The organism is Flagellimonas amoyensis (assembly GCF_003058265.1).
In the GTDB taxonomy this organism is placed as follows: Bacteria; Bacteroidota; Bacteroidia; order Flavobacteriales; family Flavobacteriaceae; genus Flagellimonas; species Flagellimonas amoyensis.
Genome location: NZ_QBUK01000008.1, coordinates 139,444 through 165,445 on the forward strand (window position 1 = coordinate 139,444; position 26,002 = coordinate 165,445).

The 26,002-nt window shown below is 41.1% G+C and carries 19 protein-coding genes; 12 read left to right on the forward strand and 7 right to left on the reverse strand.

Going from position 1 to position 26,002, the window contains the following annotated elements; genetic code table 11:
* Nucleotides 1-255: 255 nt before the first annotated feature.
* Entirely contained in the window at nucleotides 256-999 is a 744-nt protein-coding gene (locus tag DB398_RS12465; protein ID WP_108424719.1) for a tyrosine-protein phosphatase, read from the forward strand.
* Here DB398_RS12465 and DB398_RS12470 read toward each other — a convergent pair whose 3' ends face one another.
* The 5 genes from DB398_RS12470 to DB398_RS12490 all read right to left on the reverse strand — a co-directional run bounded on the left by DB398_RS12470 (nucleotide 1,000) and on the right by DB398_RS12490 (nucleotide 9,108).
* On the reverse strand, nucleotides 1,000-3,375 hold the full coding sequence (locus tag DB398_RS12470; protein ID WP_108424720.1) for a GumC family protein: 2,376 nt from the start codon (nucleotides 3,373-3,375) through the stop codon (nucleotides 1,000-1,002). It abuts the gene before it with no gap.
* Nucleotides 3,376-3,421: 46 nt separating this feature from the next.
* Nucleotides 3,422-4,201, reverse strand: a complete 780-nt coding sequence (locus DB398_RS12475; RefSeq protein ID WP_108424721.1) for a polysaccharide biosynthesis/export family protein — start codon at nucleotides 4,199-4,201, stop codon at nucleotides 3,422-3,424.
* Nucleotides 4,202-4,210: 9 nt separating this feature from the next.
* Entirely contained in the window at nucleotides 4,211-6,151 is a 1,941-nt protein-coding gene (locus DB398_RS12480; RefSeq protein WP_108424722.1) for a polysaccharide biosynthesis protein, read from the reverse strand.
* Nucleotides 6,148-7,281: a DegT/DnrJ/EryC1/StrS family aminotransferase gene (locus DB398_RS12485; protein ID WP_108424723.1), complete on the reverse strand. Its 1,134-nt coding sequence runs from the start codon at nucleotides 7,279-7,281 to the stop codon at nucleotides 6,148-6,150. The genes DB398_RS12480 and DB398_RS12485 overlap by 4 nt, the downstream gene beginning before the upstream one ends.
* Before the next feature lie 255 nt (nucleotides 7,282-7,536).
* Nucleotides 7,537-9,108 carry a hypothetical protein gene (locus tag DB398_RS12490; protein WP_108424724.1) on the reverse strand — a complete coding sequence of 524 codons (1,572 nt, stop codon included), beginning with the start codon at nucleotides 9,106-9,108 and terminating at the stop codon, nucleotides 7,537-7,539.
* 378 nt (nucleotides 9,109-9,486) lie between these two features.
* Here DB398_RS12490 and DB398_RS12495 point away from each other — a divergent pair, with 378 nt between their 5' ends.
* The 10 genes from DB398_RS12495 to DB398_RS12540 all read left to right on the forward strand — a co-directional run bounded on the left by DB398_RS12495 (nucleotide 9,487) and on the right by DB398_RS12540 (nucleotide 21,761).
* A complete protein-coding gene (locus DB398_RS12495) occupies nucleotides 9,487-10,512 on the forward strand; it encodes an NAD-dependent epimerase (protein WP_108424725.1) in 1,026 nt (341 codons plus the stop codon).
* A gap of 266 nt (nucleotides 10,513-10,778) precedes the next feature.
* Nucleotides 10,779-12,122, forward strand: a complete 1,344-nt coding sequence (locus DB398_RS12500; protein ID WP_108424726.1) for a UDP-glucose dehydrogenase family protein — start codon at nucleotides 10,779-10,781, stop codon at nucleotides 12,120-12,122.
* Between the two features lie 180 nt (nucleotides 12,123-12,302).
* Nucleotides 12,303-13,421: a glycosyltransferase family 4 protein gene (locus tag DB398_RS12505; RefSeq protein WP_108424727.1), complete on the forward strand. Its 1,119-nt coding sequence runs from the start codon at nucleotides 12,303-12,305 to the stop codon at nucleotides 13,419-13,421.
* Nucleotides 13,422-14,765, forward strand: coding sequence for a murein biosynthesis integral membrane protein MurJ (gene murJ / locus DB398_RS12510; RefSeq protein WP_108424728.1), 1,344 nt, complete (start codon nucleotides 13,422-13,424; stop codon nucleotides 14,763-14,765).
* Entirely contained in the window at nucleotides 14,762-15,871 is a 1,110-nt protein-coding gene (locus DB398_RS12515; protein WP_108424729.1) for an O-antigen ligase family protein, read from the forward strand. The genes murJ and DB398_RS12515 overlap by 4 nt, the downstream gene beginning before the upstream one ends.
* Nucleotides 15,868-16,413: an acyltransferase gene (locus DB398_RS18680; protein ID WP_108424730.1), complete on the forward strand. Its 546-nt coding sequence runs from the start codon at nucleotides 15,868-15,870 to the stop codon at nucleotides 16,411-16,413. The genes DB398_RS12515 and DB398_RS18680 overlap by 4 nt, the downstream gene beginning before the upstream one ends.
* 6 nt (nucleotides 16,414-16,419) lie before the next feature.
* A complete protein-coding gene (locus DB398_RS12525; protein WP_108424731.1) occupies nucleotides 16,420-17,511 on the forward strand; it encodes a glycosyltransferase in 1,092 nt (363 codons plus the stop codon).
* Between the two features lie 20 nt (nucleotides 17,512-17,531).
* Nucleotides 17,532-18,686 (forward strand): glycosyltransferase, encoded by a 1,155-nt coding sequence (locus DB398_RS12530; protein WP_108424732.1) that lies wholly within the window; start codon nucleotides 17,532-17,534, stop codon nucleotides 18,684-18,686.
* A gap of 16 nt (nucleotides 18,687-18,702) precedes the next feature.
* Nucleotides 18,703-20,610 carry an asparagine synthase (glutamine-hydrolyzing) gene (asnB, locus tag DB398_RS12535; RefSeq protein WP_108424733.1) on the forward strand — a complete coding sequence of 636 codons (1,908 nt, stop codon included), beginning with the start codon at nucleotides 18,703-18,705 and terminating at the stop codon, nucleotides 20,608-20,610.
* A 14-nt stretch (nucleotides 20,611-20,624) separates the two neighbouring features.
* Complete coding sequence (locus tag DB398_RS12540; protein WP_159076428.1) at nucleotides 20,625-21,761, forward strand: glycosyltransferase family 4 protein; 1,137 nt, start codon at nucleotides 20,625-20,627, stop codon at nucleotides 21,759-21,761.
* Between the two features lie 23 nt (nucleotides 21,762-21,784).
* Here the strand turns inward: DB398_RS12540 and DB398_RS12545 are convergent, their stop codons facing one another.
* Nucleotides 21,785-23,161 (reverse strand): phenylacetate--CoA ligase family protein, encoded by a 1,377-nt coding sequence (locus tag DB398_RS12545; protein WP_108424735.1) that lies wholly within the window; start codon nucleotides 23,159-23,161, stop codon nucleotides 21,785-21,787.
* Between the two features lie 45 nt (nucleotides 23,162-23,206).
* On the reverse strand, nucleotides 23,207-23,425 hold the full coding sequence (locus DB398_RS18365; RefSeq protein WP_159076429.1) for a hypothetical protein: 219 nt from the start codon (nucleotides 23,423-23,425) through the stop codon (nucleotides 23,207-23,209).
* Between the two features lie 332 nt (nucleotides 23,426-23,757).
* Between DB398_RS18365 and DB398_RS12555 the strand changes: the two genes are divergently transcribed.
* On the forward strand, nucleotides 23,758-25,995 hold the full coding sequence (locus DB398_RS12555; RefSeq protein ID WP_108424737.1) for a TonB-dependent receptor: 2,238 nt from the start codon (nucleotides 23,758-23,760) through the stop codon (nucleotides 25,993-25,995).
* Nucleotides 25,996-26,002: the final 7 nt, after the last annotated feature.

Sequence of the window (26,002 nt, forward strand, 5' to 3'; positions counted from 1 at the left end):
TAAACAAAAAAACACCAGCTATTTACGCCTTGGTTAAGCGTATTAATCTTTCATTAGTCTTTTTGTCTTTTTCTTAATCCATCCGTGTTGTTCGGGAACCTATATTGGTCCTGAGTTTAGTTTGATACAATACATTCACAGTAGCGAATCCGTCAGGTCTGCCTTTAAAGGTGGACCTGACGTTTTTTTATCCCATGATCATCTTGCGGTGCGCATTCGTTCATATCGTTTATCTTTACACTCCAAATTTTAGGCATGTTCAGTTTTTTTCAGAAGAAGACCTATCTGGTCGATTATCTACATGGTCTGGTGGATATGCACAACCATATCCTTCCCGGTATTGATGACGGGGCAAAAACAGTTGATGATTCCATGGAACTGCTCAAAGGGTTCGGTGAGATGGGTGTGACCCATTTTATCTGTACGCCCCACATCATGCACAACCATTATGACAACACGCCAAAGACCATCAGAGAGGCCCACAAGGCCCTGATGGCCAAATTGGAAAAGAGTCCTCTCACCAACACTTCCATTGCTTGTGCGGCCGAGCATATGATCGATGACAATTTTGAGACCATTCTGGAAAATGGCCAGGTCATGGCCTTGAAGGATTCTTATCTTTTGATTGAAATGTCGTACCTGCAACCTTCCTTCAATTTTGAGATTGCTGTGGAGAAAATGGCCAAGGCCAAGTATTTTCCTGTTCTGGCCCATCCGGAGCGGTACATGTACTTTCACCACAAATATGGGACCTATCAAAAAATGAGGGCGAATGGCATCCAGTTCCAACTGAACCTGTTGTCATTGACCCCAGAATCCTATGGCAGCGGTGTACAAAAAATGGCCCTGAAACTGTTACAGGACCATTTGGTGGATTTTGTGGGTTCCGATGTCCACAATATGCGACATCTGGAACTATTGAAGGAAATCAGGATTCAGAACAAAACTTTGAACCTTTTGCTTCCCGTTATTGAAAATACGATAGAGACTTTTTATTGATTACGAAAAGCTCCACCATTTTTTGATGGTCTTTCCATACCCGTAGCCATACTTTCCGCCATACCCGAGGTTGGATTGTTTCACCCCATTGACCACAAAGGAAAGGTGCTTGAGCTTGCCTTCGTTTTTGAGTTTTAATGGATACTCTATGATCTTTTTCTCTGTCACATTGGCTTTGGTGACATAGAGCACCTGATCTGCATATTGGCTGATGAGCAAGGTATCTGTGACCACCATCACTGGTGCCGTATCCACGATAATGTAGTCATAGAGACCGGACATTTTTTCAAACAACTCCTTCATCCTGTCGCTCATCAACAATTCTGCTGGATTTGGTGGTATCTTTCCAGAATAGATGACGTCTATATCGTTGGTGTTTGTTTCAGTACCTACGATGATTTCCTTTTCTGAAAGCGAGTTGTCGAATAGGTATTCCGTCAGTCCTTTACCTACATTTCTCTTGGGTTTGATTCCTGATCCATCTGCGTTCAAGGTTTCGGAAAAGAATGTATACAGTTTTGGGTTGCGGATATCAGCGCCTATCAACAATACTTTTTTACCTGTATTTGCAAAAATTGTTGCCAAGTTGGATGACACGAAAGTTTTCCCTTCGCCAGGAACACTGGAAGTCACAAATACCACTTGCGCCCGATCCATAGTCTTTGTTTTGGACTTCAATATGTAGTCCAAATTTGTCCTCAGGATTCGCATAGACTCCGCCAATACAGACCGGTCTTCCGTAAGGATGACCTTACTCTCCTTTTTACCAAGCTTGGGAAGCTCGGCCAATACAGTGACATCACCCGCTATGGACTCCAAATCTATCTTATTGTGAATCTTGTCGTCCAGCACATCGTTTACATAAATGATAGAAAAGGGAATCAAAAGCCCAAGCATCAGTGCTGCCAGATAAACAATTTTGTTTTTTGGAGTCATGGGAAACGTCGAACTATAGGCATAGTTGATTATTTTGGATTTAGGGGTGGCCGATGCAAATGTGATTTGAGATTCTTCACGCTTTTGGAGCAGGTACAGGTACAAGGATTCTGTAGTCTGCTGTTTTCTGGAAATATCCCTTAAGGCCCTTTCGTTACTTGGTGCTGCATATATCCTCGAATTGATTTGGGATAGTTGCTTGCTCAAACTGTTGACTTGTAAATCCAAATTATTGGTCACGTTGTTCAAGCTAGACTGCATACCTCTTCTAAGACCATCCAGTTGTTGATCGAGTTTAACAATTACTGGGTTTTTCTCATTTGAGCTTTTCAACAATCTATTCCTTTGAGCCACAAGTTCATTATATTGTTGGGCTGCGCTTGCAATTCCAGGGTCGTTCAACCCAACATTGGTCGGGATGTAATCATAATTGCCTTGATCACTGACCAAATCCTTCATAGAGTTGGCTATATTCAATTGGATACTGGTTTCCTGTAGCTGTTTTTCACCTGCTGCACTTTGAGAGAAATTCACATTTGATTGAGAGCCCAAGTCAGCAATTCCCCTACTTTCTTTAAAAGATTCAGCGGTTTCATCAACGGATGATAGGTTGGTATAGATTTCTGATATTCGATCGTTGATGAACTGTGATGTTCTATCTGCTATAGCCTTTTTATCCGCCACGGCATTCTCATTATTGATTTCGACCAAGTTGTTCAATATATCGATTGCCCTTTCCTTTTTGGAGTCCATCATCGAAATATCAATGATATTGGAAAATTCCGCAGCTACCTTCATCTTTGTAGATGCCCTTAATTTTTCCACCAACAATGGTAATGGTTTTACTTCAATTCTAATCGTTTCATTTTTGTACAAGGGCAGGTTCTGATTTTCGGGCACAAGTATGATATCACCTATTTTGGTCTTTATATTTGAACCAAAGGCATATTTCTCGAAGGCACCTTCTTCTTCTTCTGAATAATTGAACTCAGTAGCAGAAATAATCTTCACATAGAAAGTATGCTCAAATTTATTGATGATTGAGTCTGGAGAAAGAAAATTTATGGCAAACGGATATTTGGATCCATAAATCTCGTTGTCCCTTATGTTGCCCGTAACGAAATAACCAACATTTAATTTAAGCTTTTTGATGACCTTGATAAAGTTTTCCCTGGCCTTTAGCAATTCTATCTCATCTACGATTTTCGGGGCACCACTTCCTCCTGAAAAAACATCAAGATCTTTCAATATGGACAACTCGGAAGCAGCTCCTTTATCCTCCAATATTTGAATCTTGGCATAAGCCTCGTACTGAGGTATGGTGTATCTCAAATATATAAATGCCATCAAACAGGTTATGAAAACGGACAACACAAACCACTTCCATTGTTTTAAATAGGCATTGACAAGGCCTTTCAGGTCAATTTCTTTTTTGTTCATATCCTTTGGGGAATAATAATCTTGGGGTTACCCGTGACTTGATATATTAATTTCTTGTCAACAACACTACAGTTGATGTGATCAATACAGAAATGATTGAAACGGCAATAGATGCTCTTTGGTCAAAATTCGATTGCGTCTTACCAGATTTATTAGGCTCCACGTAGACCACGTCATTCTGGGTCAAATAATATACTGGTGACTTCAAAGATTCCTTTTGGTTTAGGTTGATTCTATTGTACACTTTGGTGCCATCAAAGTCACGAATGACCATAACATTGTCCCTTCTACCCTTAATTCCTATATCCCCTGCATATCCCAATGCCTCCATAATGGTAATTTGCTCTCCGTTTATAGGGTATGTCCCTGGTCGGTTAACGGCTCCCAAAATTGTTACCGTAAAATTCCTGATCCTAATGTTGATTATGGGATCCTTGAGATAATCTGCCATTTTTTCCCTTAGCAAATCCTTGGTCTCACTAGGCGAAAGACCTTCAATTTTAACCTTACCAATGACTGGGAAGTCGATTTCACCATTTTTATCCACTAAATAATTGACCTGCTCAGGACGCATCCCAATGCCTTCCTCTGCACCTCTGAACAAATTAAATGGCGCACTGGCTTCTGGGTCCAAAGTTGATACATGAATGCTTACCAAGTCGTCAACCTTGAACTTGGTGCTAAAGGTATTGTCGTCAACCAGAGTCTCAAATTGGTCGGCATCTTGAAAATAAACAACGTCTTTGGTAGATGTGCATGAAGCAACTATGCATGTTGCTCCAAGGAAACATGCAACTTTTATTTTTTGGAACATTGATGTATACATTTTTAGTATTTAGTTGAGAAATTCAGCCTTTGACGGCTTTTTCTGGCCAAGGTCTTGATCCTTTTTGTTGTCCAATTTACAAAAATCGGAATTGTTGGATATGTATTCTGGCACAATACTTTTCATCAATTGCACCACATTGTCCTTGAAGAAAAGGTTTGAAATACAAAGCTCATCTATCATGTTCTTGGTCCTGGAATAATCTATTTCCCTGACCTTGCTGATCATGATCTTGTCATGGTACGTTGGCAAGGTGTTCTCCCCATTGGCCAGCAACTCTTCATAGAGTTTCTCACCGGGTCTGAGACCTGTTACCTTGATATCGATATCATCTGGGTAATGTAGCCCTGACAATCGAATCATGTTCTTGGCCAAATCCATGATCTTGACGGATTCGCCCATGTCAAAGATGAAGATTTCCCCACCCTTGCCCATGGCACCGGCTTCCAATACCAACTGGGATGCCTCTGGAATGGTCATAAAATATCGGGTAATATCCTTGTGCGTAACCGTTAAAGGCCCACCCTTCTCAATTTGTTTCCTGAACAATGGTATTACAGACCCATTGGATCCCAATACATTCCCAAAACGGGTGGTGATGAACTTGGTTTTCCCTTCTTGCTGTCTACAGCTGATATACATTTCGGCTATCCGCTTGGTGGCCCCCATAATATTGGTGGGGTTCACTGCTTTGTCCGTGGAGACAAAAACAAATTTCTCCACATTGTATTCCACGGAAAGGTCAACAATGGTCTTTGTGCCCGCCACATTGATCTTGACCGCCTCGTATGGGTTTTGCTCCATGAGCGGCACATGTTTGTATGCAGCGGCATGGAAAATCCTATCCGGTCTATGCTCCTCAAACAGTACGCGCATCTTGTTCTTGTCGCGGATGTCCCCAACTATGGGCAAGAAGTTGAAAAAGCCAGCTTGTTTCAATTCCTGTTGAAGATCATAAAGTGCAGATTCGGCCTGATCGATCACAATCAATGATCGATAGTTGTATTTACAGATCTGCCTGACCAACTCACTTCCAATAGATCCCGCTCCACCTGTGACCATGATGACCTTATCATCAAAGTCTTTCATCACCTTACTGTTCTTGATCTCAATGGGGGGCCTGTCCAAAAGATCCTCAATCTGTACTCTTTTGATCTGCGAGACCTTCAGTTCACCATTGATCCAATCCTCTACGGGAGGAACAATCTTTACTTTAACGGGAAGGTCCACAATCTCGTTGACCAAAGTCCGTAATTGCTTTGGGCTGATGGTCTGAATGGAAAATATGACCTCGGATATATTATGGAACTTTACAAATTCTTTGGTAAGTATGCTCTTATCATACACTTTCACCCCATTGATCTGCTTTCCAACCTTTTGAAGGTTGTTGTCCACAAATCCCATGACCTTCACCCCCATTTGGGAATGGTTGGTCAACGTATTATAGGTGATGATGCCCGACTCGCCTGCACCATAAATCATGAGGTTCTTGGTAGGCCCTGAGTTATTGTTCATCAAGCTTTCATAACAGATCTTGAACACGTATCGGGATGTAGCCAAAGTGATGAAAGTCAACAAACTATTGATAATGATGATGGAAAGTGGTATGGTAAACCCATCCACTACTTCCATATACCTATTGGCCAAAACTGCCCCAATGGCACCTATACTTGCCAAACATACAGCGTTGAATATGGCATAGACATCTTTGATTCCCGTGTGCCGAACCACTCCTTTATAACTTCCAGAAACAAGGAACGCCAATAAAAAAAGGAACACTACCACGGGAAGCTGGGTCCAGAGACTTCCCACATCAAAATTGAAGCTCAAATTGAACCTTATGAAATAAGCCAAAATAAAGGACACTGAAACGATACAAAGGTCTATGAAAAGTACCGTCCATTTGGATGCGTAACGCCTGCCCCTTCTAAAAAAGTATTCTTTGATCATCTAAGCTCTTTTTTTATGATGTTGCAAACCCTTTCCAAATCTTCTTCCATCAAACTGGAACCGCTAGGCAAGCACAGGCCTCTTTCAAAAAGTGCCTCACTCACGCCGTTGACGTAAGATATGGCATCTTCAAAAACAGGCTGTGCATGCATGGGTTTCCACAGAGGCCTTGACTCTATGTTCTCGTTTTCCAAAGCCTTTCGAATTCTCTCCCTATCCTCAAAAGAAGGGGTCAAAATGCAGGTGAGCCATCTATTGGAATAGCTGCCCTTGGGTTCCATGGCAAACGTAATGCCCGGAATGCCTGACAAGTGTTCTATATAATATTCAAAATTGTTTCTCCTTGCATCCACTCGGTTCTGGAGCACTTCCATTTGCCCCCTGCCGATCCCGGCCAGAACATTGCTCATTCTGTAATTGTGCCCTATGTGCGAATGCTGATAATGTGGCGCATTGTCCCTGGCTTGGGTGGCCAAAAAGACCGCTTTTTCCTTTAGCGCCTTATCCTTGCACAGCATTGCCCCTCCACCCGAAGTGGTAATGATCTTGTTCCCGTTGAAGGACAAAATACCAATGTCACCCAGACTTCCGCAGTTTAAACCCTTGTAAGAACTTCCCAATGCTTCTGCACTATCTTCAATGACAGGGATATCATATTGCTGGGCTATGGCATGGACTTCATCCACCTTATAGGGCATTCCATACAAATGGACCGCCACAATGGCCTTTGGTTTCTTCCCTTTGGCCAATCGATCCTTGATGGCCTGTTCCAACAATATGGGCGAAATGTTCCAAGTTTCTTCCTCGCTATCGATAAAAATGGGAGAGGCGCCAAGGTATGTAATGGGATTTGCCGAGGCCGCAAAAGTGAAGCTTTGACAAAGTACCTCATCCCCTGCGCTTACACCTAGCAACTGCAGCCCCAAATGTATGGCTGCCGTTCCTGAACTCATGCACGCTGCATGGACATCGTTTCCAACAAATTCTTCTATAGATTGTTCAAATCGCTGCACGTTGGGGCCTAAGGGAGCGATCCAATTGGTATCAAAGGCTTCCTTCACATAGACTTCCTCGTTGTTTCCCATGTGAGGTGGAGATAACCAAATTTTTTTCAATACAGTGGTTTCCATTTTAGTTTTGGGTTGATATAAGTAGGCGAGATTTTTGTTCTCAAAAGTAAAAGTAACAGTAAAATTGGCCTCAAAGGTTATTTTGACCCACTATTCGCCCAAGACAAAAAAAAATCGATTAAGTGTTAAACTAAAGAAAGGAAAATTATCCAAATACCAACATATTCATATGTATTCCATTCAAAGATATCACCTATATACAAAGAAACAGGGGGCTTAAGCCCCCTGTTTCTTTGTAAGAATATATGGTCATTGTTAAACATCGATCAAGTTCAGGAACTCCTCAAGGTTGGTATAACCATCAGCGTCCATATCCCCTGAACTGTCATCAATATCTGGGTTAAGTCCATTGGCTACTTCCCAAACATCTGGCATCCCATCCATATCTGTGTCATAAGATTCCGACCTTGAACTTCTTTGAATTGTTGGCGGGTCATATCTACCCATATCAAAACCATAATCACTGCCCGAACCATTGCTATTGTTCCCACTCCTTACATCTGCTATATATTGTTCCTGTTTGGCATCATATATAATTCGCGTGGAGCCATTTGAGCTTAAATACTTTCTAGCACCCGTATTCCCAAGAACATATTCATATGCTTGTCCGTTCTGCATAATATCAGGTCTCAATCCAGCCAAATCAACCGGACTTGCCAGACTCCATGATGAAACTGGTGGCTGGGATGTTTTGGCCCTATTTGTACCACTCTGGGCTGCATTAAAAATGTCTGTGGGGGTATCTGAAGTACTTTCCACCACTCCGCTCATAAATGACCAATAGGTGTCATCCACATACACGTTTGCACCATCATCGTCCCTGACAAGATTGACTCTGTCCGCAATACTAAAATACGTTGCAGGCCCTGCCTTGTAATAGTTTCCATAAAAATTGGCTTGGGCCGTACAGCTCACACGTGACAATCTTGCCCTTGAATTGTATACCACGTTATTTATACTCTCCCCTTTCACGCTGGCCGTAAAATTTGGATGCCGATGACTAATGTGGACAAACAAGTTTTGTATTGCCGAATACTCACCCCCTAGATTCGTATTACATTCATCCCCTCCCATAAGGACTCCAGTGTCTCCCTCACCTATGAGACAATGTTGCATGGTTGCACCACCGGCAACAAAGTTCTCACTGCTCCAAAAATTCATGGCCTCATTGGCATTAAAGACAAAATCACAGTTATCGACCACTACATTTTCGGGTGAAACAAATTGAATCAATGGTCTCCTGGCGGATGAAGGGTCGTTAGGGGCTATCACTTTTGAAGGATCCCCATAAAACTTCATATGCCTGAAAACCGCCTCGTTCAAATTGGAAGCGTACATGCTATATCCCTTGATCATGATACCGTTTGGCGATGTTTGACCCGCAACGTATACATTCGAGTTTCTATTGCTAAGGACAATTCGACCACTAAGTTCAATTTCACCTGAAACGTCAAAGACTATGATTCTTGGGAAGTCCCTGGTTATAGCCCAGCGCCATGTGCCTTCACTTACATTTCTGTAGTCATCTTCCAAAGAAGTGACATGTATTACCTGACCGCCTCTAAAGCCATTGGCATATGCTCCTGCACCAAATGCAGAAGGAAATGCCTTTAATTCCGTTGCAGCACCGGGGTCTGTAACTGGGTTACCATCAGGCTCTTGATTGTTATCATCAGGAACTTGTCCTTCTTGGTCCTTTTGATCGTCAATTTCCTTATCTATATTATCTTCTATAGCTTCTGCAAATAAATCTTGATCTTTCCCACAAGAGAGTGTAAGAAGCAGGGCAAAGAAACATAAGGGCCAGTACAATTTGAGGTTTTTCATGTCAAAAATGATTTCGGGATTCAAAATTAATGTTTACTTAAAAAAAATAGATGAAAAACTGATTTATTCGATGAAATGCAATTTTATTTAAAAAACAACTACAGTTTTTATTTTTAAGATTGTTGAACATTTCAGTAAAATCAAGACCAATAATTCCACGATGTTACGTAGAACAACGATGAAATGGATCTCTTCATCGATTTTTTTAACAAAAAAAGACCTTATAATCGATGAAATACAGTTTTCATTAACATCTATTGGCAAAATGAAGACGTGCCTAATCGAAGAAATCGAAATAAATATTTTCCTGTTTATTCCGTTATACAATCCAAGAACATTTGTTCATCTTTTTCTAAATTTGAAACCTCAACATTCTCTATGAAAATTCTTGTGACAGGCGCAGCAGGCTTTATTGGATACCATGTATCACAAAAACTACTGCAAAACCAACATTACGTGGTTGGTTTGGACAATATCAATAGCTACTATGATGTGGATCTAAAATATGCCAGACTGGAACAATTGGGCATAAACAGGGAAAAGGCAGAATCCTTTAATGTGCCGGTAAAAAGTGATTCCTCTGAAAAATTTCAATTTGTTCGCATGAATCTGGAAGACCGGGAACAGTTACCCAAACTTTTTGAAATTGAAAAGTTCGATGTTGTTTGCAACCTAGCTGCACAAGCCGGTGTGCGTTACAGCCTTGAAAACCCGGAAAGTTATGTTGACAGCAATATTGTTGGGTTTTTAAACATTCTGGAATGCTGTAGAAACAATGGAATAAAACATCTGGTTTACGCCAGTAGTTCCAGTGTTTATGGCTTGAACAAGAAAGTACCATTTGAGACCTCTGACCATGTGGACCACCCGATCAGCCTGTACGCTGCCTCGAAAAAAAGCAACGAGCTTATGGCCCACACCTACAGTCATTTATTTGGTTTTCAAACAACAGGCCTCCGTTTTTTTACCGTTTATGGGCCATGGGGCCGTCCGGATATGGCCATGTTCCTTTTCACCAAGGCTATTTTGGACAATGAACCCATTAAAGTGTTCAATAATGGGAAGATGGAACGTGACTTTACTTATATAGATGATATTGTGACGGGGGTTGTGCGGATCATACAGAATGATCATACAGAAAGCTATGACCCGGACAAAAAATATAAAGTCTATAATATAGGTAACAATGACTCAGTAAGGTTGATGGATTTCATTTCTGCCATTGAAAACAAGCTAAACATTACATCTCAAAAGAACATGTTGCCGATACAACCGGGTGATGTCGAAAAAACTTGGGCAGATGTCTCCTCACTCATAAACGATTACGGATATGCACCAAATACATCTATTGAGGAAGGTGTAGGTAATTTCATTGATTGGTACAAGAGCTTCTATAACATATAATGTTATAGTTATGGAAATACAATGCCCCTTTATCGAGTATAATGGAATCTTGTATTGTTTTTGATGAATAATGAAAACCTTTTTGAAACTTTGCACGCCGAAAAAGACAATAAACACGACCATGATACATGTCTTTGACAATCGCTATGACTCTTTTGCCCCAAATGTCATCCAAACCGTCAGGTCTTTCAGGTTGGTTGTCGTTTATAGACAAGAATTTAATAAGTAAACATTTTCAATAAACACCAAAATCTAATAAATAGACGATGAGATTAACCGTAATTGGAACAGGCTATGTTGGTTTAGTAAGTGGAACGTGTTTCGCAGAAATGGGAAATACCGTAACATGCATAGATGTCGATTCCAAAAAGATTGAAAATTTAAAAAATGGGGTCATCCCAATCTACGAGCCCGGTTTGGAACCCATGGTACATCGAAATATCAAGAACAAAACCTTGTTTTTCAGTACCGATTTGGGAGAAAGCCTCAAAGCTTGCGACATTGCCTTCATTGCAGTTGGAACGCCCATGGGCGAAGATGGTTCTGCAGATCTAAAATATGTGCTACAAGTAGCCAAAGAAATTGGACAGAAGATGGTATCCCCACTCATTGTGGTAGATAAATCCACAGTTCCTGTAGGTACCGCCGAAAAAGTGCATGACACAATTGCCCACGAACTGGAAAAAAGAAAAGTTGATATCGAGTTCCATGTAGTCTCCAATCCAGAATTTTTGAAAGAAGGTGATGCCATCAGTGATTTCATGAAGCCCGACAGAGTTGTGGTAGGGGCGGACAGTGATGCAGCGGCATCCAAAATGAGAAACCTTTATTCCCCTTTCTTTAGGAGCAGTATGGATAGGTTGATAACCATGGATGTGAAATCTGCAGAAATGACCAAATATGTTGCCAATGCCATGTTGGCCACAAAGATTTCGTTCATGAACGAAATTGCGAACATTTGTGAATTGGTAGGTGCCGATGTGAACAAGGTAAGAATAGGCATTGGATCTGATAGCAGGATTGGATACAGTTTCATCTATCCAGGAAGTGGATATGGCGGTTCTTGTTTTCCAAAAGATGTTAAGGCACTCAAAAGAACTGCTGAACAAAATGGGTATACGCCCCATCTGATCAAAGCCGTTGAAGATGTGAACGATGTTCAAAAATTGGTCATCGCAAAAAAAATAATAGCAAGGTTTGGGGAAAATCTATCCAACTACACCTTTGCCGTTTGGGGCCTAGCCTTTAAGCCAGGCACCGATGACATGAGGGAAGCACCTGCTATCTATATCATCAAAGAGCTGGTCAAACGTGGCGCAAAAATTAGGGCATATGACCCAAAGGCCATGGGTGAGGCCCAGCACTTCTACCTGAAAGATGTGGAGAACGTATCCTATCTTGATTCCAAATATGAAACAATCTCTGGAGCGGATGCAATGATTCTGTTGACTGAATGGAAAGAGTTCAGAACCCCGGATTTTGACGAACTGAAAAAGCAACTCAATAAACCTATCATATTTGATGGTCGGAACCAATATGATGAAACTTCCCTTTCGCAAATGGGCATAGAGTACCATCAAATCGGAAAAGCAATCGCCCAAGTAAATTAAAGCAATGGTCCCGCACTACTTCACAACGCTATATCATGTTGTAGTGCGGGACTATTTTCCAATACCGATTTAGCCCCAATTGTTTTTCCCATTGGTACATAACATATGTATTATAGTATTTCAAGTTCAACAACGTTTGAAGGAACTGTCTAAAAATTCCTAGTGCCACAAAACAACTGTATGGGAGGTAAACAAAAAATTGCATTTGTAATCGGTTCGCTCACTTCTGGTGGAGCCGAAAGAGTTGTGACCACACTTTCCCGATCGCTTTCCCATAACTATGATGTGACCATTTTCACCTTTCAAAAGGGAGAAACGGTATACAGGCTGGATGACTCGGTAAAAGTAATCTCTTGCATGGATGAAATTCCACCCTCCAAAACGGTTTTGCATTCACTGATCTTGAACTATAAACTATACAGGAGATTGACATCTATGTTAAAGTCCCATCAGATAGAACTTGTAATTGGTTTTATTACCATGGCCAATGTACTGACCATTCTTGCGGCAAAAACATTGAAGATCCCATGCATCGTTAGCGAGCGCAATAATCCATATACAGACGCAACGCCTAGGTTTTGGAAACTTTGCAGACGATTAACCTATCCATATGCAGGATTTCTTGTAGTCCAGACAGAGCTTATAAAAGATTTTTATAAAGACCTGATAGACCCTCGGAAAATCGGGGTACTTCCCAATCCCATTTCACAAGACCTTACCAAGAACCGCAAAGAAAACCAACCAAAAGAGAATGTGGTTTTGAATGTTGGAAAGTTACATGACCAAAAAAACCAGGCATTCCTTATCAGGGCATTTCACACTTTGGACTTCAAGGACTGGAAATTGATCATCATTGGAGAAGGTGAAAGACGAAAATCACTGGAAAACCTAATAGTTGAGCTCAAACTTGAGAGCAATGTGTTCCTGTTGGGAAGAAAGAATAACATACATGACTTTTACAATAGGTCCAAAATTTTTGCTTTTTCATCAAACTATGAAGGCTTCCCAAATGCTTTGATAGAAGCCATGCACTTTGGACTCCCTTGCATATCCACAGATTGTCCTACCGGACCATCCGAGTTGATCCATGATGGTGACAATGGGTTTCTGACACCGGTCGGTGATATGGAACAGTTCGGAAACAAATTGCAGGAACTTATGGACAACCCAGAATTGCGGGACAAGTTCTCTAAGAAAGCTATGGACACAACCTCTAAATTTGAGGTCCAGTATGTAACGGTAAAATGGGAAAAAGTAATTGAAAGTGTCCTTTTGCCGATTGAAAAAACAATTACTTAGATGGGTATAAAGGCACTTTTTTCAAGATTAAAAGGCAAATTTAAAATCTCGGTTGTCCGCAATATAGTAATTGTTGGTTCAATAACCCTTTTTGTCAAATTGGCCGGCTTCTACAAAGAAACTTTTGTTGCCTCTAGTTTTGGTTTGTCGGAACTTCTGGATTCTTTTTATGTGGCCATTTTGATACCTTCCTTTATCCAGGCAGTTTTCATCAGTTCGGTAAAAAACATCTTCATACCCAATTACATTACAGAAATCAAAGTTGGCAAGACCGAGAACATCGGCGGTTTCCAGACCTTGGGCTTTCTTCTGATTTCTGCCATAGTCCTTGTCTTCATGGGACTCACATACTTATTTGGTCATTTTTTTTTAGATATTGTTTTTCCTGGCCATACACCCTATTTTTATTCCATCACTAAATCACAGCTCTATATAATGACCCCTTGCCTCCTTTTTTGGGGAGGGTCGTCACTTCTTAGCGCTCTTTTGGACATAGACACCAAATTCCTCTCGTCTGCTCTATATCCTATTTTCACTGCGATATGTACCATTGTTTTTCTGGTGTTCTTCAAAGAAGCCATCGGCGAAATGGTCTTGGCCATCGGGACCTTGGTTGGAAGTCTCATCGGCTTTGTTTTTCTGTTGTGGGTGACCTTAAAACATAAACTCATTTTATTTGGCCCTCCCCTGATCAATGACAACACTAGAATGATGATCAAACAGCTTCCGCCAAAAATCAGTTCTGGTTTTTTGACCGGCATGAACCAATTCATCGATCAGTTCTTTGCGGCACAATTGGTCGTGGGATCTATTTCCGCCATCAACTATGGGATAAAGATTCCGTCTTTTATACTTACCTTGTCCATGATAGCCACGGGGACCGTACTTCTTCCTTATTTTTCAAAAAAAATAAATGAGGATAGGCTACAGGCCTTCAAAGATCTTTTTAGGATTTTAAAAGTTGTTTTTCTTGCAGGACTGGTCGTAACATTGATTATTTTTATTTTTTCATATGATATTATCAAATTCCTATTTGAAAAGAACGAATTTACCAGTAAGGATACCTATACAGTTTCGTTGATACAGCAAATAATATTGGTGTATGTGCCGTTTTACTTGTGTGGGAATCTCTTGGGGAAGTTTCTTACCAGTATCAACAAAAACAGCTTCATGGCCTGGGTCTCTTTGTATAATTTGATAGCCAACATTGTTTTTAATATCATCTTCATGAAATTGTATGGTGTGTACGGGCTCGCAATAAGTACTTCCTTGGTCATCACTATAAGTAGTTTTATATATCTCTATTTTACCTATAAGCAATACAAAATCATAGGAACAGAATGATGACCGCATTACGATATATCGTTCTCTATTTATTTGTAATGAATGTCTCCAGTGGAGCCTTAGTGTATCTAGGGGGGGCAATAGGTTCAATCACAAGCTATCTGTCGTTCATCCTGTTGCTGGTCTATTACTTTTTTGTCAATAAAGGGAAAGCAAATTTGTGGATGATAGTTCTGGGGATTCTTTATTTTTCCATTTCTGGCTTACAGTATTATGAGGACACCGGGTACTTTTTAAATGTTACCATAAAGTATTTCATCATTATTCTTGGTGGTTATGAAGTCGTTAAAAGAACTTCCAATCGTGAATTCTTGGTGGTCCTATTATTGGGCGCAACGACGATATTCTTGCATGCTGCATTTTTGGGAGGAGGCTCTGCTGACTATGGTAGGTTCAGTGGCTTCTATATCAATCCCAATGCCGCTGGCTTTATCTGCATATCAGGTTATGCACTGGCCTATTCCATAGAGAACAAAAGGTTTCGCCTACTGGCCCAGATAATCTTTACGATCATGGGGCTGCTGACCCTGTCAAGAACTTTTATTGCACTTTGGATTTTGCTCAATTTGATTTCTTTAAAAATAAACATCAAGAACATCAGGATTTTTTTATACGGGTTCGGCCTTCTGTCCCTGCTATTGGTATTCAGTGAGTTCTTGCCTGTCGAGAATCCAAGAATAGAACAGCTCAAAGCACTTACGAGCAGCAATGAGGAAGTAACGGTCAGTGAGTTGAACGAAGATTCGCGAACGGATACATGGAGCAAATATTTCAACGACATTGGTGAGAAGCCTTTCTTTGGGAGTGGGTTCACCTCTTTCACTTCAAAATCCTTTCTTAGCGAGAAAGTAGGTATACACAATACTTTTTTACTGGTATTGGGGGAGGCTGGGTTCATCCCGTTCATTGTGATTGTCATCTTCTATGCAAGAATGCTGGTTTTGAGTTTACGCCTTTTCAACCATGCGCCAAACTTATTGATGCAATCCATCGGACTGTTTTTTTTCCTCATGGCATCCCATGTTTTTTTCACCCATGCCTTTATTTTGTTCATCTCCATGTGGATACAAAATCAAATAGAACAAAAAAAACACCTTTTGCAATGAAAAAGTTATTCCAGAAACTAATGGCATATTACCATCGCCACTCTAAGAACAATGAGGACTATGCAAGGCATCTTGGAGTGGAAATCGGAAAGAACTGTAGAATTTATATCCGAGATTTCGGCTCCGAACCATGGCTGGTCAAAATTGGGGACAAAGTGACCGTGACACATGGGGTCAGGTTCATCAATCATGATGGTTCCACTTGGTTGATCAGTGATCAAAAAGGGAGACGCCAACTCTTCAGAAGAATCAGCATTGGAAACAATGTCTTCATTGGGATGAACAGTATCATACTCCCTGGAGTGAAAATAGGGGACAACGTCATTATAGCAGCAGGAAGTGTAGTCACAAAATCAGTGCCATCAGGCCATATCATCGGGGGAAATCCCGCAAAGATCATCATGGACTTTGAATCCTATAGAACAAGGGCATTGGAAACCTATGTAAGCAATCAAGAAATGGATTTTTCTAAAAGCTACAAAGAACGTGTCCTAGAAATTCTTGACGAATCCTTTAAGCCTGATTTAAAGCCAAAACCTTAAATTTGAATGACAGTTAACACCAAAAAAAAGGTTTGTTTCGTCCTTCCGTCGTTGGGGGCCGGCGGAGCTGAAAGGGTTATTTCCTATGTGGCCCAGAATGTAGATGCTTCCAAGTTCGAGGCTGAACTCGTGATCATCGGTTTTGAAAAGGATTCCCAGTTCACCATTGAGGGAATTGACCTGCACTATTTGAACAAACCCAGGGTACTGGCCTCCGTGCCAAAACTATATGCCCATCTTAGGCAAAATCGACCTGATATCGTACTTAGTGCAATTGGCCACCTAAATACCATCATGGCCTTGCTTTCTCCCTTTTTCAGAAAAACAAAGTTTATTGGCAGGGAGGTCAATGTGCTCAGTGTTTTGAAAAATTATTCGCATACTCCTAAGAAAAGATGGATAAACTTCCCCAACTATATCAAACTATGTTATCCATTGTTGGATAAAATCATATGTCAATCCAATGATATGGCCAATGATTTGATCAAAAATTTCAACATTGATCCTTTGAAAATACAGGTCATAAACAATCCGATCACTGGTGATTTCAATTTAAAGAAGCCAGGTGATTTTTCTAAAGGGCATGTATTCAAGTTGATAACCGTAGGAAGACTGGCCAAACAAAAAGGGCACTTACGAATACTGGAGGCCTTGAAGTTGCTCGACCTTCCCTTCCACTATACGATCATAGGCAACGGTCACGAAAAGGACAGCATATTTGAGAAACTGGAGGAACTTGGCCTTTCACAACAGGTGACACACGTCCCTCATACCAATAAGGTGTCGGATTTTTTATGTGAAAGCGATCTTTTTGTTCAAGGCTCATATGTGGAAGGTTTTCCCAATGCGCTTCTGGAGAGCTGTGCCGTTGGAACCCCAGTGGTCGCTTATAGGGCTTTGGGCGGAATTGACGAAATCATCGAAGATGGTGTAAACGGTTATATTGCCGAAGACATCGAAGATTTTGCCCATAAGATAACCCTGGTGTTATCTTCGCTACAACAGTGGGCACCAAAGACTGTAAGCAAATCGGTCTATGAAAAGTATGGATCCACGGTGATTATGTCCAAATACAACAGTTTACTTGAAACTATTTAACCCAGGTACTTCTTGATATAATGAGATCCCAAAAAAGACTATCGATTTTCATCAATAACCTGAGCCATGGTGGTGCCCAAAAAATCGCCTCTGTGTTGGCCAAGGAACTTTCACAAGAGTTCGAAATTTATCTCGTGCTCCTAACAAGTAACATTGTGTATGACATTCCCGACAACATCAAGATCGAGGTGCTCTCCAAAGGAAAAAAAAGGAATCTTCTGGATAAGTTAATGAGTGTTCATAGGTACTATTCCTTTTGCAAGGAAAATAATATCGATGTTTCATTATCCTTATTGACACAACCCAACTACATCGCAGCATTGACAAAAGTCTTGGGGTCAAAGACCAAGGTCGTACTCAGTGAGCACACATATCAATCCCTATGGAGGGCCAATGAAAGACAATATGCAAGGGTGAAAAAAATCATCATCCGATATTTGTACAATAAGGCTGACAAGGTCATTACCGTATCCAACAAGATCAGATTGGACCTGATGGATAACTATGGTATCAAAAAGGAAAGACTTGTCACCATTTTCAATCCCTATCCCATTAAGAAAATCAATGATCTATCCAAATCCGGGTTTGAAAACCTGACAAAATCCAAATCGTTCAATTTCATAACAGTAGGGACACTCTATCACGTTAAAAACCAAGAACTTTTACTGCGTTCCTTTGCCAAATTAAAGGAACGGGATGCGCATTTGACCATAGTCGGGGACGGAGAGCTCAGGGAACATCTGACCCAGTTGAGCCAGCAATTAGGCCTTGATGACAAGGTCAATTTTGTGGGCTTTACAGACAATCCCTTTAAATATTTGGGCGCTTCTGACGTTTTTGTCCTTAGCTCAAACAATGAAGGTCTGCCCAATGTAATCATTGAGGCTTTGGCCTGCGAGTGCCCTGTCATTTCAACGGATTGTATTTCTGGTCCCAGAGAAATTTTGGCCCCACAGACCCCTATAGATTTTCAATTGGAAAATTCAATTGAACATGCCGAGTTTGGGGTTCTTGTCCCAATCAAAAATGAGGTCCTGATGGCAAAGGCCATGGAAATGCTAATGGAAAACAAGGCCCTCTTTTTAAAATATAAAGAAATGGCTTTTGACAGAGCGTTGTACTTTGATTCTAAAAACTCCATAACGAGTTACATTAAAAATTTACATCTAAGCTAAAAACACCAACATACCTATGTGCGGAATCAATGGAATATTAACCACAGAGCAGACCTCAAAAAATGAGATGACAGGTCTTTTGACCAAAATGAACAATCTCATCATACATAGGGGTCCCGATCAGGACGGTACTTATGTTGATGTTTCCCCACATGGCTCCATAGGCATGGCCATGAGGCGGCTGTCCATCATTGACCTTACTTCTGGAAAACAGCCCATCTATTCCGATGATGGCCAGATGGCGATAGTGTTCAATGGTGAAATTTATAACTATCGTAAACTAAAATCCGAACTTGAAGCCAAAGGGGTCAAATTCAAAACCACCAGCGATACAGAGGTAATCCTCAAGCTCTATGAACTGGAAGGACCGGATTCCTTCAAAAAACTAGATGGAATGTTCGCTTTTAGCATACATGACAAAAACATTGACAAAGTTTATATTGCCCGAGACTTTTTTGGGGAGAAACCGCTTTATTATACAAAGTATAAAAACAAATTTATGTGGGCTTCAGAGTTAAAGTCCATCATAAATCTTATGGACACGAAACCCCAGATATCGCCTAAAGGCATTAATCTTTTTTTTAGGCTCACTTATATCCCATCTCCACATACCATTTATGAAGGCATCCATAAATTGGACTCCAATCATTACATGGAATATAATGTCCTTTCCCATGAAGTTACCATTCAACAAATAAACCCTGAGCCTACACCCAAAACCATCAACATTTCTTTTGGTGAGGCACAAGAAAAAGTAAAGCAAAAAGTCTACGAAAGTGTTGAAAGTCGTTCCGTTTCCGATGTTCCGTTGGGCACCTTCCTTTCAGGTGGAGTAGATTCCTCCATAATCTCGCTCTGTCTATCCCAAGCGACCGATAAAAGAATTGAAACTTTTTCAATCGGTTTTAAAAAAGCAAGTTTCGATGAAACGGATAAGTCACAACTGGTTGCAAAGTTGATAAACAGCAATCACCATGAGTTTGTTATCGATGAGGATGACCTCAAGGACAATGTCCATGAAATTCTCTTAAATTTTGACGAACCATTTTCTGATACCGCTGCACTACCAACCTATCTCGTTTCAAAAAAGACGCGCGAATTTGTGACCGTTGCATTGACTGGTGATGGAGGTGATGAAGTTTTTGGAGGGTATAACAAATATTATATCGGCAAAATGAACGACCGTTATACAAAGATAGTACCCAAAAGTGTCCATGAACCGCTCAGAAAATTGGCCAATTCCGTATTGACAACAAAAGACGACAATCGGGGAAAGCGGTTCAAATTAAGAAAGCTCCTCAACAGTATAGATTATAATGGCCAGTTTTACTGGGACATTATTTCACTTGCCAACACGCATGATCAACTTTCAGAAATACTTTTACCCAATCTTTTGGATTCGAACATATTCTCGGAATACAAAGAAAGGCTCAATCTGGAAAAGGCAACTTCCTTGACCCATTTCAGGCAAATAGACAAAATAGTGAGTTTGGAAGGCGGTATGCTGCCAAAGGTGGACAGGACAAGTATGCAGAATTCGCTTGAGTGCCGCGCCCCTTTCCTCAACAGGGAATTATGGGAATTCACAAACAGTCTTCCAGAGAGTTTCCTTATGAAGGGATGGAATAAAAAATATATACTAAAAGAGGCTTTCAAGGATCAATTCCCCGATCAGTTCCTGGAGAAAAGTAAAAGTGGATTTGGCTCACCGCTGGGTGATTGGCTTAGAAGTAGCCTTAAAAAGGAACTGGAAAGCTATATCGAGCCCCACAAAATAGACACGCAGGGTATTTTCAAAAAAGAAGAGATAACCAAACTTGTGCGAAACCACCTTAGTGGCAAACAAGACAATACATTTAGGGTTTGGGCTTTTTACTGTTTCCAAAAATGGTACTGGAACATCTATCTGGGGACACATATTTAAACAAAAACAAAATAATGGTAGGAAAAAAAATTCTGATCATATGCTCATATGCCAACTCCTTGATACATTTTAGAGGAGATTTTATTGCCGATTTACTGAAGAACGGTTTTATGGTGTATGGGGTGGCACCAGACATGAGCCAGGAAATCCACAGCAAATTGACAGAAATGGGAGCCATTCCACTGGAATACCAATTACAAAGGACTGGCATGAACCCGCTCAAAGATCTTAAATCCATTCTCGAACTGAGAAAAATAATCAAAGCCCATGACATTGACCTGGTTTTTCCTTACACCATAAAACCTGTAATATATGGGTCCATCGCAGCCAATATGTCCAAAATACCTGCTGTTTCATTGATCACCGGTTTGGGCTTTACTTTTACTGGCACATCCAAAAAAGCAAGGACATTGCAAAAAATAACCGAATTACTTTACAAAGTTTCCATCAGAAAGAACAAGCTGGTCATTTTTCAAAACAGGGATGACCATGAACTCTTTCTAGAAAGAAACATTATCAAAGAAGACAACAAAGTTGATTTTGTCAGTGGTTCTGGAGTAAACCTTAACTTATACCCTACCCGCGTCAACAATAAAACAACGGATAAAATAATCTTCATACTTGTGGCCAGATTGATCAGGGAAAAAGGTATCCACTTGTTCATCGAGGCGGCAAGTTTGCTTAAAAAGGAATTTCCAAATGCGGAATTCCACGTCATAGGCAAACCGGATCTGTCACCTTCCGCGATTCGTTTGGAACAATTGCACAAACTCAATGAACAAGGCACCATTGTATATCATGGACGGCAAAAGAATGTTGCCGAGTTCCTTTTCAACTCAGATATTTTTGTATTGCCCACATTTTATCGGGAAGGCGTGCCCCGTTCCATATTGGAGGCACTTTCTGTAGGAATGCCCATAATCACCACGGATTCTCCCGGTTGTAGGGAAACTGTGGTGAAAGGAGAAAATGGGATATTGGTTGCCCCACAGGATTTGGACTCACTGGTGGAAGCCATGCGGTTTTTCTTGGAAAACCCCAAGCAAATTGAGATCAAGGGTTCCAAAAGCCGAGAATTGGCCGAGCAAAAATTCGATGTTAAGATCATCAATGCCAAATTGATTTCGCTTCTTTCTGAAGAACTCAAATGAGAACCTCTTCTGGGAGAAAACCATTAAATCAAGGCATCACTGCATTTTGATGGCACATTCGGTTTCTCATTGAGCTTGTTTTCACTGGGCTTGTAGTTGTTGATGACCAATTTTCGCTTGCCAGAGGGCAATAGGGATATATTGTCCACATATTCAACATTGACTATTGCATCTTGTCCAAAATATCCTTTGTACTGTTCAATAATATTTTTTTCATCCTTATGGTCATAAGAGGGTGTCACCTTCAACTTAATGGTGTACTCCCCTTTCTCGTCTTCAATAAATTGAAATTGGTCAATGCCGGAATATTGTAGAATATGATGTATGATATGGGACGAAACATATTCACCCTTGGTATTGGTGAACATATCCATTTTTCTACCTTCAATTTTAGTGAATACCAAACTTCCGGTAACAGAATCCTTTTCCATGACACCAACATCGCCCGTATCATACCTGATCAAAGGCATACTGTAGTTGAAAAAATCTGTGATGACTATTCGTCCTTTCTCTCCCAGCCTTACCGGCTTGTCTTCATTAAAATCCAAAAGTTCTATATGATAACTTGCCCAATTGATCTCAAAGTTTCCTGTATCACTATTGGTCTTTTGTTGGGCAAATATGCCATTTTCACTATTGGAATATCTCGAAACAGGGTCTTCACCCAAATATTTCCGCGTTCTTCCCTTTAAGTCCAGACTTAGTCCCTCCGCAATGGATATGATGGAATCAACCTTGCAGTTGAGGGGTCTGCCCAAATGTTCCTCGATATATTTACAAACCGTGTCCAGGGCAGAGGAATAAGCAATGATGTTCACACTGGAACCATAATTTTCCATCTCCGACACCATCATGGCCAAATTTTCTTCGGTAAGATCATCCACAGAGTAAGCGGCAATATTCTGGATCTTGGCCAACATCTTCTTCTTTTGGTACTGTTTGTCCCACAGTCTTAAATAGAAAAGCCGACTTCCCAACTCATATCCAGCTTTTTCGGCAAAAAAACAGGTGTCGGCCGTATTTCTTTTCCTTTTGTTCTTGTCATGCAAAATCTTGAACGGCTTTCCGGTAGATCCGCTGGTAGTAACTTCATGGGCATAAGCATTGATATAGGTTTGACTCCTAAAGAGTTCAAAATTATCCCTCACCGTTTGCTTGTCTATAATTGGAAAATCATGAAGGCTCAACGAGTCGTGGGAAATATTGGAATAATACGGTACCGTGGTTGCAGAGTGTTCCAAGACATTGTATAAGTTTTGAGACTTGATTTTCTTGCTCATATCAGACTCCGGATTTTCCAAGACCCATTTGATCTCATCAAAATGTTTTCTGATTTTCCCTCCATTCAAAGTGTCAACGAACCAAAAGGCGCTTTTTCGGAGTTTGTGCAATATTCCCATATACTGTAAACTTTTAAGTCTCAGAAGTTTGTCAAAAATTGTTCATTATTTGTCGCCAGCATAAGAGCTGACATATATTATACCATTGTTCAAACTGTCCACCACATAGGTGTAGTACTTCGTACTTTCCTCCGGGATTTTCAGGTATCTACCATAATTGGTTTTTTCAATGATGCAATAGATAAGGGGATCGTGCCTTAATGGGTCATAACTGAGTTCTTTGTAACCTGATGTATCCTTGGGTTTTAAATCTCCAAAGGTCATTGAAAACAATGATACATGGCTCAAGAAAAAACTGCTGTTGTTTATTACCCGAATTTGGGTCTTTGTATTCTTCGGGGGAATTGCGCTACACGCAAAAAGAAAACAAAAGACAACACCCAAAAAAGTAATGGCATAATTTTTTACCATTTCAAGCACAATAATCCATCCATAAAATGCGATACTAAAATTACTGTTTGACAACTCATCATGATTTTTAATTCTGCCAAAAGCCAAAAAAATCTATGAACTGCGATCCAGTGTTAAAATAGTGGAAATAATCGATTTATGAATCACGAAAAGTGTAGTTTTATGACAAATATAATCCACTGAGGATGAGATTTCCCTTGGTCACCTTCCTGCTTTTTATCAATGTTTTATCTTATTCCCAATTTCAGGTCTCTGGAAGGGTTTTGGAGTATAGTGAGAAAGGAAAAACCATACCGGTGGCCAACGCAAGTGTTTATTGGCTTTCCAGTACGATTGGCACTACTACCGATTTTGAAGGAAACTTCAACACTCCCTACCAATCGAACATAAGACAATTGGTCATCAGCTCCATGGGATACCGTTCGGATACCATTCCTGTCAACCGACCCAATTTAGGGAACATTGTACTCTATCCCAATGTGGTCCTGGACGAGGTGGTCGTGGAAAAAGAAGTGGCCCCCATCCAAAAGTCATTGTTCAAGGTACAGAATGTGGTGGCCGTGGATAGCAGGGAAATGCTCAAGGCGGCCTGCTGCAACCTCTCCGAAAGTTTTGAGACCAACCCTACTGTGGATGTGAATGTGTCCGACGCCATTTTAGGGGCCAAGCAAATACAGATGCTGGGACTGAACAGTCCTTATCTGATGTTCACCCAAGAAAACATGCCTTCCATTAGGGGGGCTTCCCAAGTTTTTGGCCTGTCGTTTACCCCAGGATCATGGATCGAGAGCATTCAGATCACCAAAGGTGCTGGGAGTGTGCTGAACGGCTTTGAGAGCATTTCCGGTCATATCAATACCGAACTTATGAAGCCTCTGATAGACAAGCGATTCTTTTTGAACATGTATGCCAACAATTATGAACGGTATGAATTCAACTCTCGGTTCAACCACAATATCACGGATGAGCTAGGGGTAGGCCTATATGTCCATGCCAATTTGAGGAATGGCCATATCGATGATAATGGGGATTCGTTCCTGGATACCCCGTTGGCCAACCAGGTCAATTTGATGAACCGGTGGCAATACCTGAACCCCGAGAACGGATGGGTGGCCTATGCCAACATCCAGTACCTCGCTGATGACAAAGAAATGGGGCAAACGGATTTTGACCCTGATACCGATAAACTCACCACAAATGCATGGGGGAGCGAAATCAACACTTCCCGACTGGATCTATCGGCCAAATTGGGTTATGTGTTCCCAGACCTACCCTATCAAAGTTTTGGGTTCCAAACAGCCTATAGTACACATGATCAGGATTCCTATTATGGCCTGAACCTATACGACATCAACCACAAGTCCTTTTATTCCAATCTTATTTTCAACAGCATTATCGGGAGCACCCAACATAAGTTCAAAACAGGTGTCAGTTATACGCATGACACATTTGGCGAAATGGTGAACACAACAGCTTATGGCCGTACGGACAATTCCGTGGGTGCCTTTTTCGAATATACCTTTGACAACTTGGAGGGTTTGGGCTTTGAGGCAGGCCTTCGGGCGGACCACCACAACAATTTGGGCAATTTCTTGACCCCTAGGTTCCACCTGAGGTATTCCCTTTGGGACAAGGCCACCTTCAGGGCCTCTTTTGGCAGGGGGAAACGGGGTGCCAATATTTTTGCCGAGAACCAACAACTCTTCGCATCGTCAAGACAAATCGTGATCGATGGAACTGGTGGCAACTATTATGGGTTGGATTCTGAAAAAGCATGGAACTATGGGGTGAGCTTTATCCAGAAACTATATGTTTGGAACAGGGTGCTGGATTTTTCCGTTGATTTTTACAGGACCCAGTTCGAGGACCAGATTGTGGTGGATTGGGAAAACCCCAGGGAGATATCATTCTATAATCTCGAAGGGAAAAGCTATTCCAACAGCCTCCAGGTAGATTTGAACTACGAAGTACTTCAGGATTTTCACCTCAGGTCCACTTACAAGTTCTTTGATGTGGCCACAGATTATACCAGTGGTACCTTGGACAAGCCCCTACAACCATCGTATCGTTTTTTTGTCAATCTCAGCTATGAAACGCCCAAAGTACGCGAGGGTGCCCAATGGCGGTTTGATTTTACCACCAATTGGTTGGGCAGACAGCGATTGCCCAACACAACTGCGAATCCCGAAGAATTCCAGCTCCCCTCCCACTCTTCCTCGTACATGTTGATGAATGCCCAGGTCACTAAGGTGTTCTCCAATAAGTTTGAATGCTACGTAGGAGGTGAGAACATGGGGAACTTTACACAAGATTCCCCAATTTTGTCAAGTAACGATCCCTTTGGCACTTATTTTGACAGTACCCTTTTGTATGCCCCCGTACTTAGAAGTACCTACTACGCAGGGTTTAGATATAAAATTTAATTCAGAT